At 67.3% G+C, this 19,395-nt stretch carries 7 protein-coding genes; 4 read left to right on the top strand and 3 right to left on the bottom strand.

The genetic code is table 11. The features are described from left to right. The first annotated feature begins 88 nt into the window (after positions 1-88). The gene (locus ACFC0O_RS45205) at positions 89-1,060 is read left to right on the top strand and encodes a hypothetical protein (protein WP_375968466.1); all 972 of its coding nucleotides are present in this window, start codon (positions 89-91) and stop codon (positions 1,058-1,060) included. 71 nt (positions 1,061-1,131) lie between these two features. On the opposite strand, the gene ACFC0O_RS45200 is transcribed toward ACFC0O_RS45205, so the two are convergent. The 3 genes from ACFC0O_RS45200 to ACFC0O_RS45190 form a co-directional block, all read right to left on the bottom strand. Beyond that, the gene (locus tag ACFC0O_RS45200) at positions 1,132-1,548 is read right to left on the bottom strand and encodes a Fur family transcriptional regulator (RefSeq protein ID WP_364638517.1); all 417 of its coding nucleotides are present in this window, start codon (positions 1,546-1,548) and stop codon (positions 1,132-1,134) included. Continuing rightward, positions 1,549-1,839, bottom strand: a complete 291-nt coding sequence (locus ACFC0O_RS45195) for a metalloregulator ArsR/SmtB family transcription factor (RefSeq protein ID WP_364640379.1) — start codon at positions 1,837-1,839, stop codon at positions 1,549-1,551. Positions 1,840-2,072: 233 nt separating this feature from the next. Continuing rightward, complete coding sequence (locus ACFC0O_RS45190) at positions 2,073-3,053, bottom strand: hypothetical protein (protein WP_375968465.1); 981 nt, start codon at positions 3,051-3,053, stop codon at positions 2,073-2,075. 243 nt (positions 3,054-3,296) lie between these two features. On the opposite strand from ACFC0O_RS45190, the gene ACFC0O_RS45185 reads away from it, so the two are divergent. From ACFC0O_RS45185 to ACFC0O_RS45175, 3 genes are all read left to right on the top strand, one after another. Next, complete coding sequence (locus tag ACFC0O_RS45185) at positions 3,297-4,688, top strand: glycine--tRNA ligase (protein WP_364638511.1); 1,392 nt, start codon at positions 3,297-3,299, stop codon at positions 4,686-4,688. A 190-nt stretch (positions 4,689-4,878) separates the two neighbouring features. After that, positions 4,879-5,592, top strand: a complete 714-nt coding sequence (locus tag ACFC0O_RS45180; RefSeq protein WP_375968464.1) for a DUF6875 domain-containing protein — start codon at positions 4,879-4,881, stop codon at positions 5,590-5,592. A gap of 6 nt (positions 5,593-5,598) precedes the next feature. After that, the gene (locus ACFC0O_RS45175; RefSeq protein WP_375968463.1) at positions 5,599-19,356 is read left to right on the top strand and encodes an amino acid adenylation domain-containing protein; all 13,758 of its coding nucleotides are present in this window, start codon (positions 5,599-5,601) and stop codon (positions 19,354-19,356) included. Positions 19,357-19,395 lie beyond the last annotated feature (39 nt).

Below are 19,395 nucleotides of genomic sequence, written 5' to 3'. Positions count from 1 at the left end.
CGAATATCCGTTCTTGACAAGCTGACAGCTCGATGTCAGGGTTGTCCCAATAAAAGAGAACGAACATCCGATTTACGGGAAGTGCCTGATGACCACCACCCAGCGCGCTGTCGCCTTCGGCCTCGCGGCCGCCCTCATCCAAGCGATCATGCTCATTGCCTTCGCCTGGCCCGCCACCAATATCAAGCCCCGCGAACTGCCCATCGCCGTCACCGGCCCGCAGGCCGCGGCGGTCGCTCAGCAGTTGGCCGAACATGACGCCGACGCCTTCGATATCCGCACCGTCGCAGACGAATCCGCCGCCCGTACCGCCATTGCGGACCGGGATGTGTACGGGGCCATCGTGACCGGCGGTCAGCCGGTGGTGCTGATCGCCTCCGCCGCGAGTCCGGCGGTGGCACAACAGCTCTCGGCCATCGCGCAGCAGCTGTCCGGGACTCCCGCCCCGGCCGTGCGGGATGTGATCGCCGCCGATCCGGATGACCCGCGCGGCACCGGTTTCGGCGCGATGGTGCTGCCCCTGGCCCTGTCCGGCATCGCCGCGGGCGTTCTGCTGACCCTGCTGATCCCGTCCATTCCCGCGCGCGGCCTGGGTCTGGCGACCTTCGCGATCGCCGGTGGACTGCTCAGTATGAGCATCATCAGCGGCTGGCTGTCCCTGCTCCCCGGTTCCTACCTGACCCTCGCCGCGATAGCCGGGCTGGTGTCCTTCGCGGTCGCCGGAACCGTGGTCGGCCTCGCCGCGGCGGTCGGCCGAGCGGGTATCGGGCTGGCCGCCATCCTCATCGTGCTGATCGGAAACCCGTTCTCCGCGGCCACTTCCGCGCCCGAACTGCTCCCGCGGCCCTGGGGCACGATCGGCCAACTGCTCCCGCCGGGTGCCGCCGCCAGCCTGCTCCGCTCGGTCGCCTTCTTCGACGGCGCGAAGGCGGGCGGCCCGCTGACGGTCCTACTGGTCTGGGCTGCGGCCGCTCTCGCCCTGCTGGGCATCGGCATTCTGCGCTCGCGCCCCGCGACCGCGACGGCCGATCTCAGGGAGCCCGTCCCCGTCGCTGGCTGACAATCGCCGAATGCATTGCGCCCCTTGCAGTCTCACTTCAAGGGGCGCAATACGTCGTTCGGCCGACGCTCTCAGCTCTTGCCGCTCGCGCAGCCGCCGCAGGTGCCGAAGATCTCCATGGTGTGGCTGATATCGGTGAAACCATGTTCCGCCGCAATGGAATCCGCCCACGCCTCCACGGTCGGTCCTTCGACCTCGACGGTGCGCCCGCAATGGCGGCACACCAGGTGATGGTGGTGTCCGGTGGAGCACTGCCGGTACACGGACTCGCCGGAGTCGGTGCGCAGCATGTCGACCAGTCCGGCCTCGGCGAGCGATTGCAGCGTCCGATAGACCGTGGTCAGTCCGATGCCCTCACCGCGCCGCCGGAGTTCATCGTGCAGCTCCTGGGCGGACCGGAACTCGTCGATATCGGCGAGCAGCGCCGCGATGGCGCTGCGCTGACGGGTGCTGCGGACGCCGACCGTCTTCTCGGTTGTTCCCACCACTCACCCCTCCTCTGCGTGTGCGACGGCATCGATGACGATATGCGCCAGATGTTCGTCGACCAGTTCGTAGATCACTTCGCGCCCGGTGCGCTCCCCGCGCACCACGCCCGCGGACTTGAGGATTCGCAGGTGCTGGCTGATCAGCGGCTGGGTCACCCCGAGGGTGTCGACCAGTTCGTGGACGCAGCGCGGCGATTCGCGTAGTTGCAGCACGATGGCGATGCGCACGGGTGCGGCCAGGGCGCGCAGCAGTTCGCCGGCCGAGTCCAGAATGGTGCGGGAGGGCACCATGGGCGGCTGGGGCGACCGGTACGGGTACGGGTCGTGCGGAATCGCGGTCGGGGCCTCGGTGGCGACGCGTGAGCGCCGCAGGGGGGCACCACTGTCGGTGGTCATCGAACCAACTCCTTATTGGAAACCGATGCCATTCTTATATGCAAGCATATGCATGTCAAACCCGACACTCGGAGGAGTTCTCGCGAAGGAGACGGCCGGGCATGTCGCGGGGGGCTTCCAGTGCCCGGTCAGCAATCGTTTTCGGTGGGGAGTGGGATGGTGGGGTCGAAGTACTGTTCGGTGGGTCGGACCTGGGTGCCGTAACTGGGGGTGTCGCTGTAGGAGGGGGCCAGGAAGCCCTTCTTGAACCAGGCACAGTTGCCCGCGTACGTGAACGAGCTGGCGTGGTCGAGCCACATACCCTGCGAGGGGGCGTCGTAGGCCGAGTCGTCGACCCAGGTGTAGTCGATCTCCTCGCGCACCAGCACGATGATCTCCATCGGATCGCTGATCGCCTTCGGATCGGGCGCCTGGAAGGCGTACGCGACAAGGTAATTCGTCTTGATCACCAGCTCGCCCTTGTCGTCCTGGGTGGCCGACATGGAGCCGTTGACGCGCGGGCGGGCCGGGAGCAGCTTGAATCCCGGTGCGAGTTTGGTTGTGACCCACCAGGTTTCGGCCTCGTTCCCCGGCGCCGACTTGGACCGGATCTCATCGCCCTGCCCCGGCGCGACGAGGGCGATGATCGGTTCGGCGTCCCCGGTGTCGAGCGTGTGCTGATCCAGTCGCGCCAGCACGATCAGCTGTTTGGCACGGTCCTGTGCCGCCGCCACCTGCTCGATCGGGAAGCGGCCGACCGGTACCGCGGGCGGTTCCTCGATACCGTCCGACCCTTCCCGCCACTGATTGGCGGGGGTATCCCGGAACGGATGGTCCGGATTCACGCGCAGATACCCGTTGGGCAGCGTCGTCAGCGTCGGTATCGCCGGAATCGTCGCCTTGATCGACCGATCATCGTGCGGCAGTAGCCGAGGCACCGTGAACCACGCGACCAGCAGTACCGGCAGTGACAGCCAGAGCGCGATCGACATCCACCTGCGCGGCGGTTGCGGTCCCGGCGGCGGCGCGGATGGCTGTACCCCGGGCTGCTGTGCGGGTGGCGGTGCGGGCGTCGAGATGTGGTCCCAAGGCTTGTACTCGTCGTCGTCGCTCGGATAGTTCCACGTCATGTCGCCCCCGGCCCTGCCGTCATCACTGCCCGCGACAGCGGCGTGATCCCGAGGGAAAGACCGGTCGCCCTACCTACTATCTCGCGTGGGCGACCCCGGAACGTATCCCCGAATCCCAGGGGCAGCGACCTGCGAACCCACCCTCGGGGCCGTGCTCGCTCCCGGCGAATATCGCCTAGCCCGGTACCGATAGGCTTGAGCACGTCCCTTGTAGTTTTCACGGACCGGATGGAGATTTCCTCAGTGGCACCCAAGTCGAAGGTGGACACCGTCGCCAACCTCGCCAAGCGACGGGGTCTGGTGTACCCGAGCGGTGAGATTTACGGCGGCACCAAATCGGCGTGGGATTACGGACCGCTGGGTGTCGAGCTCAAGGAGAACATCAAGCGGCAGTGGTGGCGTTCGATGGTCACCAGCCGCGAGGATGTGGTCGGCCTCGATTCGTCGATCATCCTGCCGCGTCAGGTGTGGGTCGCCTCGGGTCACGTCGCGGTGTTCAACGATCCGCTGGTGGAATGCCTGAACTGCCATAAGCGGCATCGGCAGGACCACCTGCAGGAGGCGTACGCCGAGAAGCACAAGCTCGATGATCCCGATTCGGTGTCCATGGAGCTCATCGTGTGCCCCGATTGCGGCACCGTCGGCAAGTGGACCGAACCGCGCGACTTCAACATGATGCTCAAGACCTACCTGGGCCCGGTCGAGTCCGAAGAGGGCATGCACTACCTGCGCCCGGAGACCGCGCAGGGCATCTTCGTGAACTACAAGAACGTCGAGACCACCGCGCGTAAGAAGCCGCCGTTCGGTATCGCCCAGATGGGCAAGAGCTTCCGCAACGAGATCTCCCCGGGCAACTTCATCTTCCGCACCCGCGAGTTCGAGCAGATGGAGATGGAGTTCTTCGTCAAGCCGGGTGAGGACGAGCAGTGGCATCAGTACTGGATCGACACCCGGCTGGCCTGGTACACCGATCTGGGCATCGATCCGGAGAACCTGCGGCTGTACGAGCATCCGAAGGAGAAGCTCTCGCACTACTCCACCCGCACGGTGGATATCGAGTACCGCTTCCGTTTCCAGGGCAGCGAGTGGGGTGAGCTCGAGGGCGTCGCCAACCGCACCGACTTCGACCTGAAGACCCATTCCGAGCATTCGGGACAGGATCTGAGCTACTTCGATCAGACCAGCGGTGAGCGCTACACGCCGTACGTGATCGAGCCCGCGGCCGGTCTGACCCGTTCGCTGATGGCGTTCCTGGTGGACGCGTATCACGTGGAGCAGGTGCCGACCGCCAAGGGTGGTGTGGAGGATCGCACCACGCTGCGCCTGGATCGTCGTCTCGCGCCGGTGAAGGCCGCGGTGCTGCCGCTCTCGCGCAATGCCGAGCTGTCGCCGAAGGCGAAGGATCTGGCCGCGCAGCTGCGCCGCAACTGGAATGTCGAGTTCGATGACGCGGGCGCCATCGGCCGCCGTTACCGCCGTCAGGACGAGATCGGCACCCCGTTCTGCATCACCGTCGACTTCGACACGCTCGAGGATCACGCGGTGACCGTGCGCGAGCGGGATTCCATGGCGCAGGAGCGAATCGCGCTTGATCAAGTAGAGGGCTACCTGGCCGCGCGCCTGATCGGCGCCTGATTTCCGACTCCCGAGGAAGACCGGTCAAGGCCTGACCGGTCTTTTCTTTATTCGGTTGCCCCTGAAATTCGGGGCGCTGATTGGCAATTGGGTATGCCACTACTCGTGTTAACGGCCCATGACCGGAGCAGTATTGATAGGTATGGGGCAACGGCGCCTGTCGCTGTAGCTCAATCTGTCGAGGTGAGTCATGAGCGAGCTTGTTATCGGCCCCCGTTCGGGGCTGCAATGGGTCTCATTGGGGGACTCTGGATCGTCTTGTCCTGCCGCCCGTTCCACGGTTGCGGCCTTTCGATCTTGGGCTGATTCCTTTCTGACCCGACCCAGTCCGGAACTGGGCCGTGACGGACCGGTATGTCCGTATGTGAAACCGTCCATGCGGCGGGACCTGCTGTGGCTCGCGCAGGTCCCGGCCGCGGAGCCGCGACCGATGTGGGTGCGGGCCATCATCGAGGACGCCCTCGAGGTCTATCCCGAACTGCCGACGGGCAATGGCAGTTCGACATCGGTGTTGCGCGGAATGATCACGGTATTCCCGAATTTAGTTGACTATTCATTGATCGACGAGATTCATGCGGAATTCAAGACCAAATTCGTCGAACGCGGTGCGATGCTCGGGCAATTCTATCCGGGATGCGATCAGCCGGGATTGTGGAACAAAGACTTCCGGCCATTGGACGCGCCATTGCCCATGTTGGTGGTGCGCTCGATGATGACAACCGATTTCCCTTTCCTGCTGGAAAAGCCGGAATGGATGGACGCGTATGTGCGCAAGTTCGCACCCGGTCTGCCCGCACATGTGCGGACGGTCATGGTGGGTCGCCTGACGGCCCGTCCCGACTCCTGGGTTCCGGCGTATGAGGAACAGCGGGAAGACGAATCGTGTTCGACCGGTACTCGATGAGGCGTTATGACGCGCGAACTCGCGGCGGAACAGACCGCCACAGTCTTCCCGCTCTCCCCGGCCCAGCTCGGCATGTGGTATGCGCAGCAACTGGATCCGAGCGTGCCGCTGTCGGAGGCGCAGTACATCGAGATGCGCGGGCCGCTCGATCTGGGGGCGCTGCGTAACGCCGCGGCCGTCGCCGGGCGCGAATTCGGTTCCGGCGTAGTGCGATTGGTGGAGATCGAGGACCGGCCCTACCAGGTCGTCGACCCCAATATCGAACCCGCCGTGGAGTTCGCGGACTTCGCCGATCGGGCGGAACCCGTTGCGGCGGCGCTGGAATGGATGCGCGCGGATGTGGCCGCGCCCATCGATCTGCTGGGTGAGCGGGCGGGCATCACCGTGGTGATCCGGGTCGGGCCCGACCACCACCTCTGGTACACCCGCGCCCACCACATTCTCATCGACGGCTTCGGTTCGGTGACCATGCTGTACCGGGTCGCCGAGCTGTACAACGCGGCCGTACGCGGCGAACCCGCGCCCGCGGGCACCGCGGCCTCCCTGCTACAGGTGCACGAAGCCGAACTGGCATACCGTGATTCGAGCCGCTTCGGCTCCGATGAGCGGTACTGGCGCGAGGTCACCGCGGGCATGCCCGAACGGTGCAGCCTGGTCTCGGCCACCGCCCCCGCCTGCGCCCTGGGCCGCGAAGCCCGCGCCCAACTCGGAGCCGATATCGCCGCACGCCTGGAGAGCGCGGCGCATCGCTTCGACGCCAGTTCGGCGACCGTGGTGATGGCGGCGCTCGCGCTGTACTACGCGCGACTGACCGCCACCGAGGACGTGGTGCTGAGCCTGCCGGTCTCGGGCCGCACCACGGCGGTACTGCGCCGCTCCGGCGGCATGATCGCCAATGTGGTGCCGCTGCGCCTCCGCGTGCCCCGCGAGGGCACGGTGGGCGAGGTTCTCGACGCGGTTCGGGTGGCGGCCTCGGGTGCATTGCGCCACCAGCGTTTTCGCGCCGAGGATATGCACTGGGGTGCGGGGGATCACCCCGCTGCCGGCGCGGATGCCGGGCCTGATTCGGGGGTGCCGTCGGGCGGCGACGGTATGCGGCCGGGCGATGCTCGGAAGGACGCGGCGCGGCCGGAGTTCGGTCGCGGCTTCGTCGGCCCGGTCATCAACATCATGCTGTTCCCGGCCGGAATCGATTTCGCGGGAGTCGATTCCAGCCTGCACGTGCTGACCTCCGGCCCGATCGAGGACCTGTTCGTCAACTTCTACCAGCATGGTGCGGGCGCACCGATTCACGTCGACTTCGCCGCGAATCCCCGGCTGTACGACGAGGATTCGCTCTCCCGCCAGCACCGCCGCTTCCTGACCCTGCTCGAATCCCTGCTGTCCGCCGAGGCCGATACGCCGCTGACATCCCTGGAGTACTACACCGCCGACGAGAAGCCACTGCTCGCGGGTTCACACGGCGCGAAAGCCCCGGAACCCCGCCTGCTACCGGAGATTCTGGCAGCGGGGCTGCGACAGGCAGGACGCGACGGCCTCGCCGTCATCGGCCGAGACCGTCAACTCACGTACGGCGAACTCGACACGCTGTCGAACCGCTTGGCGCGCAGGCTCCTACACGAATCCGCCGAATCCACACTGGCGTCGTCCCCTTCGCTGGGCCCGGAATCAACTGTGCTGCTGGCCCTCCCACGCTCCGTCGAGGCGATGGTCGCGTTGTGGGCGGTGGCCAAGACCGGAGCCGCCTTCGTCCCTCTGGGCACCGCCATGCCCGCCGACCGAATGGCGCGCATCGCCTCCGAATGCGGCGCAACCCTGGGCCTGACCCTCGCGAATTCCGCTGACCTCCCCGACACGGTGCACTGGATCCCCCTGGACCACTTGCTCTCCGAGCACCCCGGCCCGGACATTCCACTGGCTGCGGATGAACTGCGTGGTCGGCCGGAGTTGGCCAACCCGGCGTACGTGGTGTTCACCTCCGGGTCGACCGGGACGCCCAAGGGTGTGGTGGTGACCCATGCGGGTCTCGCGGGTTTGGCTGCGGCGGTGGTTGATTCATACCGGGTCACCCCTGGTGCCCGGGTGCTGCAATGCCTGAACCCGAGTTTCGACGCGTCGGTGCTGGAATGGCTGATGGCCTTCGCCTCCGGTACGACATTGGTTGTCGCCGAATCCGATCCGGTGCTCGGGGACGAATTGGCGGCGTTGGTACGCGATTACGGCATCACCCAGGTGTGTTCCACCCCGGCGGTGCTGTCCACCCTGGAGCCGGATGCTCTGGACGGCGTGCGCGCGGTCTCCTCCGGCGGCGAGCCGACCCCGCCGGATATAGTGGCGCGCTTCGGAATCGGCCGCGACCTGCTCAACTCCTACGGTCCCAGCGAATCCACCGTGGCCGTCACCTACACCAAGGGCCTGGTGCCCGGTGAGAACGCGGGCATCGGCGACCCCATCCCCGGTGCGGGCATGCTGGTCCTGGATCGCTGGCTGCGCCCGGTCCCCATCGGCGTCGCCGGTGAGCTGTATGTGACCGGCCCCGGTGTCGCCCGCGGCTACGTCGGCAGACCCGGCCTGACCGCCGAACGCTTCGTCCCCGCCCCCGGCGGCGGTCGCATGTACCGCACCGGCGATCTGGTCCGCTGGACGCTCGGGTCGGTCTCGACTCCCGCTGCGTCGGAAGTGGATTCCGAACTGCGCGGCAGCCGCCCCGCCCTGGTGCTGGAGTACGTGGGGCGAGGAGACTTCCAGGTCAAGTTGCGGGGTATGCGGATCGAGCTGGGGGAGATCGATGCGGCGCTGAATGCGCATGCGGCGGTTGAGATCGCGGTTACGGTGGCGCGGCCGGGGCCGAGCGGGGGGACGGTGCTGGCGGCGTATGTCGTGCCGCACGCGGGGGTGAATGTCACCGAGGCGGATCTGCTGGATCATGCCGCGCGGCGGCTGCCGCCCTATATGGTTCCGGGCACGGTCACCGTGCTGGGGGCGTTGCCGCTGACGGCGAATGGCAAGGTTGATCGGCGGGCGCTACCCGAACCCGTTGTCGCGCAGCCTGTTCAGCGCGCGGAACCGGCGAGTGCGACCGAGCGGATGCTGTGCACGCTGTTCGCCGAGATTCTCGGTACGGCCGAAGTGGGGCCGCATACCTCGTTCTTCGCGCTGGGCGGCGATTCGATCATGGCCATCACGCTGGTCTCGCGGGCGCGGGCGGCGGGGTTGATCTTCTCGGCGCGGGAGGTTTTCGAGCATCGCACCCCGGCGGGTCTGGCGGCCGTTGTCGCTCTCGCGGACGATCGTCCCGCGCAGCTCGCCGAGTTGCCCGGTGGTGGTGTGGGTCGGCTGCCGCTCACCCCGGTCGCGGCGTGGTTGTTGTCCCGGCCGGGCTGGGAGCACTTCGCCCAATCGATGGTCGTTCAGCTGCCGCTGGGTATCGAACATGCGGCGCTGACCCGCACTGTTCAGGCACTGCTGGATCGGCACGACATGCTGCGCGCTCGCATCGCTCCGGCTGCATCCGGGCTGGAGTTGGAGGTGCAGCCGCCGCACCTGGTGGATGCCGCCGCTCTGATCGCGAGAGTCGGTTGTGCCCAATACGATTCGACGGTCTCACAGACCGTCACCCGACGGTCCCGCGACACGGGATCAGATACTGCCGATCAGGCCATTGCGGATGCGATCGAACCCGAGTTGGCCGCGGCGGTGACGCGCTTGAACCCGCGTGCCGGAATCATGGTCGCGCTCACCTGGCTGGATGCGGGTCCCGGCGTATCCGGCCGACTCGTGATCGCGGTGCACCATCTGGCCTGTGACGCGGTGTCGTGGCGAATTCTATTGCCGGACCTGATGTCTGCCTGGTCCCAGGCTTCCGCCGGGGCCGTTCCGGTCCTGCAACCCACCGGCACCTCCATGCGTGCTTGGGCGCACGCGTTGCGCGATATCGCGGAAGCCCGTGACTCGGCGGGCACGGAGGCAATGCCGGACGTCGAGGCCCCGGCGTGGCCCGCCAGTGAATACGACTACTGGCGAACGGTTTTGGCCGAGGACCCGCTGTTGGGCACGCGGCGGCTGGACCCGGCGGTCGATACACACGGCTCCGCTGGGCGGCTCGAAGTCGAGATATCCGATACCGCCTCTGCAACATTGGTGAGCCGGATTGCCGCTGCCTATCGCTGCGGCGTCGAAGATGCGCTGCTGGCCGGGCTGGCCCTGGCGTTGGCTCGTCGCCGCGGGGCCGTCGACTCGGAAACCGTTGTCGCAGTTGAGCGACACGGGCGGGACGAGACGGTGGTGCCGGGCGCGGAGCTGTCGCGGACCGTCGGCTGGTTCACCGCGCAGGTGCCGGTGCGACTGGGACCCGTTGCCGCGGATTCGGCGGTGGGAGCGTTGAAACTGGTCAAGGAGCAATTGCGAAGTGTGCCCAGGGGCGGACTCGGATACGGGCTGCTGCGGTATTCGAACGAGAACACCGGTGCGGGCCTGGCTCAGTTGCCGGAGCCGCAGGTGGGGTTCAACTATCTCGGCGTGATTCCGGCGCTCGAGATTGCGGGGGAGTGGTTGCCGGTGGGGATGGCGGCCCGGCTCGGCGGTCACGCTGACCCGGAAATGCCTTTGGCCGCCGTGGTTTCCGTGGATGCGGTGGCATTGGAGTCGGAGCGCGGGCTGCGGATCCGGGCGGTGTGGCAGTACGCCCCCGGAGCTGTCGAGAGCGGTGAAGTCGAGACACTGGCGCGCGAATGGGCGGCGGCGGTGGAGGAGATCGCCGATTCGATTCGCGATCCGGAGGCCGGTGGAATCACACCGGTCGATGTGCCCCTCTTGGCTGTCAATCAGCACGAAATCGATTCGTGGGAGCGGGATTACGGACGGTTGGACACCGCGCTGCCGCTGACCCCGCTGCAACGCGGACTGCTGTTCCAGGCGCAATTGGCCGGGGGCGAGGCCGATGGGTATTCGGTGCAGGCAGTCATCGATGTGGAAGGCGATCTGGATCCGGCTCGCCTGACGGCGGCCACCCAGGCGCTGGTCCAACGGCATGAGGTGCTGCGGGCGGGCTTCGCGCAGTCGGGAGAGCACGCGGTGCAGGTCATCGCCGCCCGCGCACAGGCCCCGTGCGAGTATCGCGAGGCTTTCGGCGCGACCGAGTCGGAGTTGGATGCGATAGCGGCGCAGGAGCTTTCAAAACCCTTCGACGTGGCCATGCCACCGCTCATCAGATTCCTGTGCCTCGCGATGGGCGAGCGCCGGTATCGGCTCGTCATCACGAACCACCACCTGATTCTCGACGGCTGGTCCATGCCGCTGCTGTTCGCCGAACTCGTCGGCCTGTACGAAACCTTCGGGGACGACAGCGGATTCGCGCCGCCGGTCCCGTTCGGCGACTACCTCGAATGGCTCTCCGGCCGCGATTTCGGGCAGGCCCGGGAGATGTGGGCGCGCTCGCTGGCCGATCTCGACGGCCCGACCTTGGTCGCGCCCGCCGCCCCGCGCGCCGATACGACCACCGCACCGGTCGCGCACGCGGTTCCCCTGCCGGATGACGCCGCCGAACGTCTGCGCGCACTGGCCGCCTCCTGCCAGGTCACCGTGAACACCATCGTCCAGTCGGCGTGGGCGCTGCTGCTCGGCACGCTCACCGGCTCGGCCGATATCGTCTTCGGCGCAACGGTTTCCGGACGGCCACCGGAGCTGCCGGGTTCCGACCGCATGGTCGGCATGCTGGTCAACACCGTCCCGGTCCGCATCACCCTGAACCCGCGCGAAACCGTCACCGATCTACTGACCCGCATACAACGTGAACAGGCCGCCCTCGCCGACGCACAGTACCTCGGCCTGGACGAGATCCACGCCCACACCGGCCTAGGCCCCCTCTTCGACACCGCAACGGTTTTCGAGTCCTACCCCGTCGACGCGGCCGCCCTGACCACCGCCACCCACCAAGCCGAACTGACCGTAACCAGCATCCACGCACACGACGGCACCCACTACCCCCTCTCCCTGGCCACCTACGCCAATACCGGATTACGCCTGGAACTAACCAGATCGCCCCGCTATTTCGATGGTGCACAAGCAGATTCGATAGCAGCGTCCCTCGCGCACCTGCTGCTCGCCCTAACCGAGGATCCGCAGCGCCGAATCGGAGCCCTGCGCACCGGCGATGTGCTGGATTCCCCTGCCGTCCGCCATGGCACACCGGCGAACCCGGTACGCCTGCTCCCGGACCTGCTCACCGCAGCGGGACTGCCGGATGCAGTCGCGATCACCAACGCTGCGCCGATCGCCGACACTCGCGGTGATCCGGAAATGATGACGTACACCGATCTCGACACTCGATCAAATAGTTTGGCGCGCCTGCTGATCGAAGCCGGAGCGGGGCCGGAGCGGACGGTACTTGTCGCGCTCCCGCGCACCCTCTCCGCCATGGTGGCGATCTGGGCCATCGCCAAATCCGGCGCGGCTTTCGCTCCGGTCGATATCTCCCAGCCCGCGAACCGAACCGCGGCCATCGCCGCCGAATGCGATGCCCTGCTCGGCATCGCCGATTCCACGGTATCCGGCGATCTACCGCAGGATTTGCCCTGGCTGCTGCTCGACTCCGCGAAAACGTCTGCGAGGCTTGAAGAGTCGCCCGCCGACCGGATCACCGACGCCGACCGCACCACCCCCTTGCGCCCCGACCACGCGGCCTACGTCATCTTCACCTCCGGCTCCACCGGCACCCCGAAGGGCGTGACCGTCACCCATACCGGCCTGGCGAACCTCACGAATGCCACCGCGCAGCACTGCCTCCTCAACCGCGACACCCGCATGCTGCACTGCCTCAACCCAGCCTTCGACGCTGCGATCCTGGTGTGGCTCAGCACTTTCGCGGCCGGAGGAACACTGGTCGTGGCCCCGCCCGAAACGAACGCCGGTGCCGAACTCGGCGCCGCTCTCATCGCGAGCTCGGCCACCCACCTGATCTGCACCCCCACCGTCCTCGCAACCGTGGACATCGACGCCCTGAACTCGGTCCGCGTCATCGCGACCGGCGGCGAGCCCTGCCCACCCGCCCTGGTAACCCGCATGACCGCAACCCGCGACATGCCGCGGCGCATCATAGTGAACTCGTACGGACCAGCCGAGACCACGATCGCCGCCGCATACGGCGAGCCGATGATGGCCGAGACCGCCGCCGTGTTGGGCGCTCCGGTCCCCGGTGCGACCCTGCTGGTGCTTGACGGCTGGCTGCGCCCGGTACCGATGGGAGCCGTCGGTGAGCTGTACGTGTCCGGTCTGGGCGTGGCACGCGGATATGCCGGGCGCGCAGGACTTTCCGCGAGCCGGTTCGTCGCCGATCCGTATTCCGTCGGACTGCGTATGTACCGCACCGGTGACCTGATGCGTTGTACCGCGGCGGGATTCGAGTACGTGGGGCGTACGGATTTTCAGGTGAAGGTGCGTGGGATTCGCGTCGAGCCCGGTGAAGTCGATGCCATGCTTGTCACCCATCCGCAGGTGGAGTCCTCGGTTACCGTGGCGCGGGAAACCGCTACCGGCGCAACCATGTTGGTTTCTTACCTCACCCTCGCCGTAGCTGCGACGGCGCACGTGGCCGCGACGGACCTCATGTCCTGGGCTGCGGCTCGGCTGCCGCGTTACCTGATGCCGTCGAGCATTCAGATCCTTGCGGAATTGCCTCGGACCCGGACCGGCAAGATCGATGTGCGCGCGCTGCCGGAACCTGAAGTGGCGCAGGCGGAGTACGTCGAGCCGGTTGGGGTCGAGGTGTTGATAGCCGAGACTTTCGCCGAGGTGCTCGGTCATGAACGGGTGGGTGCCCATGACGATTTCTTCGCCCTCGGTGGCGATTCGCTGATCGCGACCCGGGTGGCGGCCCGACTCGCAGCCGAGTTGGGTTCTCCCGTACCGGTTCGACTGCTGTTCGATGCCCCGGCTGTCGCCGATTTGGCTCGGCTGTTGACCGAGACCGGAGTGCGCCGCGTATCTGGTCCTGCGCTGGTGCCGGGCCCGCGCCCGGATCCGGTGCCGCTGTCGCCCGCGCAGCAGCGCATGTGGTTCGTGAATCGCTACGATCCGGCTTCGCCCGCGTACAACGTGCCTGTGGCGCTGCGGCTTTCGGGCCGATTGGACCGGGTCGCGTTGCGGGCCGCGCTTCGCGATGTGCTCGAGCGGCATGAGAGCCTGCGCACCGTGTACCCCGATATCGACGGCGTCGGCGGGCAGCTTGTGCTCACCGTCGACGAGGTGCCGCTGAATCTGGAACCCGTCGCGATTGCCGCCGAAGGACTGGCTGCCGCGGTGATCGATACTGTGACAAGCGGTTTCGACGTCACCGCCGCTGTCCCTTTGCGCTTGCGGTTGTTCCGCATTACGTCGGGCGGGTCGCTTCCGGTGCCCTCGAATGGGCCGCTCACCGTACCTGATCAAGGCGCTGCGGCATCGGGTTCGCGCTCAGCGGCATCGCATGCAGACTCGGATGTGGACGAGCATGTCATCGTGCTGGTCGCGCACCATATCGCCACCGACGGTTTCTCGATGGCCCCGCTCACTCGGGACGTGGCCGCCGCATATGCGATGCGGGCGGCGTGGCAGCGGCCCGTGTGGGCGGAGCTGCCGGTGCAGTACGCGGACTACACGCTGTGGCAGTTGGCGCGGCTCGGGGATGAGGGGGATTCCGGGTCGCTGCTGGCTCGGCAGGTGGAGTTCTGGTCGAGGACGTTGGCGGGACTGCCGGATCACGTCGAGTTGCCCGCCGATCGGCCACGTCCGGCGCGTGCGAGCCATCGCGCGGGGGAGACGACAGCCCGGCTGGACGGCACGCTGACGGCCGGAATCGACCGTTTTGCCCGGAGGCACCGGGCGACCCCGTTCATGGTCGTACACGCCGCGCTGGCGGTGCTGCTGGCCCGGCTGAGTGGCAGCGGGGACGTGGTGGTGGGCACGCCGGTGGCGGGGCGCGGGCATCGGGACCTCGATGAGCTGGTCGGAATGTTCGTGAACACCCTGGTGCTGCGCACCGGCGTCGAGCCGGGAGAGAGTTTCGCCGCCCTGGTGGACCGGGTGCGGGAGTCCGATCTGGCCGCCTTCGAGCATGCCGATGTGCCGTTCGAGCGACTGGTCGAGGTGCTCGCCCCGGCGCGTTCGGAGGCCCGGCATCCGCTGGTGCAGATCATGCTGGTGTACCAGAACCTGACGATTCCGGAACTCCGCCTGCCCGAGCTGACGGTGGCTCCAATCGATCTGCCGCAGAGCAACACTCGATTCGATCTGAGTGTGACGGTGGTCGCGGATATGGACGGCACGCAACTGCGATGCGCCTATGCCACAGACCTTTTCGACGAATCGACGGTCGCCGCGTTCGCTGATCGCCTGGTGCGGCTGCTGGCCACGGTCACGGCCGATCCCGAATTGCCGGTGGGCGATATCGACCTGCTGACGACCGCCGAGCGAGATCAGCTGTCAACCGAGATGACCCCGGCTGCCGCGCCCCGCACGCTGGCCCAACTCATGGCCGAAGCGGTCGCCGCCAACCCCGATGGCGTCGCGGTGAGCTGCGCCGACCGCCGACTCACGTACCGCGAGATCGATGAGCGTTCGAGGCAGCTGTCCGACAGCCTCACCCGCGCCGGAGCCGGGCCGGAAACCCTGGTGGCCGTGGGCATCCCGCGCTCGATCGAATCCATCCTCGCGATCTGGGCGATCACCCGCACCGGCGCGGCCTTCGTCCCCGTCGACCCGGCCTACCCACCCGAACGCATAGCCCGCATCGTCGACGTCTCCGGCGTAACTCTCGGCCTGACGGTTTCCGCACAGCGTGACCGTCTGCCCAACAACGTCGATTGGTGGTGCCTTGACGCTGACCTCACCGCGAAATCCGCTGTGGCGCAGCTTGAGACCGGAGTTGGTGACGAGTCCACTCTGTCGCGAGGCGACGATGCCGACCGAAGTCGCACCGCAGAGTCTGATCGGCTCGGCCGCTCGTTCGGTGGTCTCGCGCCGCGGACACACCCCGGGAACCCCGCGTACGTCATGTTCACCTCCGGATCGACCGGCGCGCCCAAGGGTGTGGTGGTGACGCACGCCGGTCTGGCGAATCTCGCCGAGGCACAGCGCGTTCGTGACGGAATCACCGCCGATTCCCGCGTATTGCAGGTGGCATCACCGAGTTTCGACGCCTCGGTGCTGGAATTGACCATGGCGTTGAGCGCGGCCGCGACACTGGTGGTGGCTCCGCCCACCGTCTTCGCGGGCGCGGATCTCGCGGAACTGCTTGCCCGGGAGCAGGTCTCGCACATCGCCATTACCCCGTCGGCGCTGGCGACGGTCGACCCGGCGGGTGTGGATCGGCTGCGTGTGATCATCACCGGCGGTGAGCCCTGCCCGCCCGAACTGGTCGCGGCCTGGTCCGCACCGAATCGCCTGCACTTCAATGATTACGGTCCCACCGAGACCACGGTGTGGGCGACCGGCAGTGCACCGCTGTGCCCGGGCGATCCGATCACGATCGGCGCACCCGCTCCGGGTGTGCGGGCGCTGGTCCTGGATGATCGGATGCGCCCCGTCCCGGAGGGTGTGATCGGCGAGCTGTATCTGTCCGGAATCCCTTTGGCACGTGGCTATTACGACCGCCCCGATTTGACCGCCGCCCGCTTCGTTGCCGATCCGTTCATGCCGGGGCGGCGCATGTACCGCACGGGCGATCTGGTCCGCCGTCGCAATAGCGATCTGGAGTATCTGGGCCGCACCGATACCCAGGTGAAGCTGCGCGGCCTGCGCATCGAGCTGGGTGAAGTGGAAGCCGCGTTGATAGCCGATCCGGCCGTGGCCCACGCGGTCGCGCTGGTGCGCGAGGACGCTCGCGGCGGAATGCTGGTCGCCTATGTGATTCCGGAGACCGGAGCCGGGGCGGATCCGGTGGCGCTGAAACGTTCGATGGCGCAAAGGCTTCCGTCGTATATGGTCCCGGCTGCCATCACGGTGCTCGATGAGCTCCCGCGCACCGCGAACGGCAAGCTCGACCGCGATGCCCTGCCCGCGCCGCAGCTCATCGCCGGTACGCACGAGGCGGCGATCGGCCCCGAGGAGGAGGCGGTGGCCGCCGTCTTCGCCGAGGTGCTCGGCATCGATCAGGTCTGGCGCGATGACGATTTCTTCGCCCTGGGCGGTAATTCGCTCATCGCCACCCAGGTGGTGGCCCGGCTGGGTGGTCAACTCGATCGAGCGGTTCCGGTCCGAGCCCTCTTCGACGCACCGACGGTCGCCGAACTGGCCGCGTTCGTCGCCTCGGGCACGGCCGCCGACCGCCCCCGCCCCGGCCCTCGGCCGCGTCCCGAACGGATTCCGCTCTCGGCCGCACAGCAGCGCATGTGGTTCCTCAACCGCTACGACCCCGGATCGCCCGTCTACAACATTCCGGGTGCGTTCGGAATCGAAGGGACACTGGATATCTCGGCACTGCGCGCCGCCATCGACGATGTGGTGGAACGACACGAAACCCTGCGCACCATCTACCCCGTGGACTCGGACGGCCTGCCGTATCAGGAGATCCTCCCCGCCACACCGGAAGCCACACCCGTCACCGAAATCGCCACGAACGTAGGTGAAGTCACGCAGCGCCTGATGTCGGAGCTGTCCCGAGGCTTCGACATCACCCGCGAACCCCCGCTGCGCGTCTGCGTCCTGCACACCGCGCCCCAATACGCGGTGCTGGCGCTGGCCGTACACCACATCGCCGCCGACGGCTGGTCCATGGCCCCGCTGGCACGAGATGTGCTGGGCGCGTACCTGTCCCGGGTCTCGGGTGAGCAGCCGAACTGGGCTCCGCTCCCGCTGCAATACGCCGATTACGCGCTCTGGCAGCGTGATCTGCTCGGCTCCGACACCGATCCGGAGAGCCTCGCGCACCGCCAACTGGACTTCTGGCGCGGCACGCTCGCCGGATTGCCCGAGGTGCACCGCATCCCGGTCGATCGCCCCCGGCCCGAACTCCCGTCCGGTATCGGCGACCGCATCGAATTCGCCATTCCCGCAGTGGTTCACGATCGCGTCCAGGTGCTCGCCCGTGCACAGGGTGCGAGCCCGTTCATGGTGGTGCACGCCGCCCTGGCGGTACTGCTGGCCCGGCTCTCCGATGAGACCGACATCGCGCTCGGCTCAGTGGTGGCGGGCCGGGGTGACGGCGAATTCGATGATCTCGTAGGCATGTTCGTGAACACGGTCGTCCTGCGCTCGCGCCTGAACCCGGCCGCGAACTTCGCCGCGACCCTGGCGGCCACCCGCCGCGCCGATCTGGCTGTCTACGGCAATATGGATCTGCCCTTCGAACGCCTGGTGGAGGCCCTTGCCCCGGCCCGCTCCACCGCGCATCATCCGCTGTTCCAGGTGCTGCTGGCCTTCCAGAATGTGCGGATTCCACGAACCACACTGCCGGGCTTGGAGATTCGCCCGTTCGAGGCGCCTGCTCCCGGTTCGAAGTTCGATCTCGAATGGATGCTTGCCGAGCAGTTCGGCCCCGCGGGTGAACCAGCAGGCATCACCGGTGCGCTCACCTTCGCGACCGATCTGTTCGACCGCGCCACCGCACGATCCATGACCGACGCCTTCATCGCCCTGATCGCCGCCGTCACCGCCACCCCGGACGCCCCGATCGGTGTGGTCGAGGCGGGTGGACTCCCGCCCCTCACGGCGAGGATTCATGACGAGGACGCCCCCGCGGTGAATATTCACCCCGAGCCGCAGCGGCGTCCGTACCGCGCCCCGCGCACCGATGCCGAACGCGCGCTCACCGCATCCTTCGAGACCGTCCTGGCGGCCGATCGGATCGGCGTGGACGACAACTTCTTCGAGGTCGGCGGCAACTCCATGGCCGCGGTGCAGCTGGTCACCCTGGTTCGCGAACGCACCGGCATCCCCGTGCCGCTGCAGTGGATGTTCCTGGACCCCACCCCCGCCGCGCTGGCCCGGCGGCTCGCCGAGGCCGCCGAACAGCCGGGCGTGGAGCCGTCGCTGCGGGTGCTGCTCCCCATGCGCCCGGCGGGTGACGGACCGGCACTGTTCTGTATCCATCCGGCCGTCGGATTGGCGTGGTGCTACGGCGGATTGGTGCAGTACATCGATCGCACCCACCCGGTCTACGGTCTGCAATCGCCGGGCGTGGTCGACGGCGGCACCGCCGATCGCACGATTCGCGATCTGGCCGTGCGCTATGTCGAGGAGATCCGCCGGGTGCAGCCGGAGGGGCCGTATCACCTGCTCGGCTATTCGGCGGGCGGTCCGATCGCGCACGCCATCGCGGTGGAATTGCGCGGTCGCGGTGCGCGAGTCCAGTCGTTGATCATGATGGACGCCCGGGCTCAGGTACGGATCACCGCCGATGCCGACCTGCCGCCGCTGGCCATGCTGCTGGCCGAATTCGGCGGTATCGATGTGCCCGCGGGTCTCGAGGGCGTAACCCCCGCGCAGGCCGCGGACCTGCTGGCGGCCTCCGGAATCTCGTTCACCGCAACCGAAATCGAGCACTTCTACAGCGATCTGCAACATCTGCTGCGGCAGATCTCCGACCATCGACCCGATGTCTTCGACGGTGATCTGATGTTCGTCTCCGCCGCGGGCAATCCGGATCCGACGCCGAATATCGCGACCTGGCGTCCGTTCATCGCGGGCGCGATCACCGAATATCCGGTCGTTTTCACCCACAACCAACTGGTCACCGCCGCCGCGCTGGCCGAGATCGGCCCGCTGATCACCGCATATCTGGATCGGCTATGAGGGTGGCCGGGCGAATCCTATTGGCATAGCTTCCGGCTG

It is taken from the genome of Nocardia sp. NPDC056100, assembly GCF_042266325.1.
Classification (GTDB): Bacteria; Actinomycetota; Actinomycetes; order Mycobacteriales; family Mycobacteriaceae; genus Nocardia.
The sequence above is the reverse complement of the archived record's forward strand: the minus strand, read 5'-3'. Positions and strand labels throughout refer to the sequence as shown.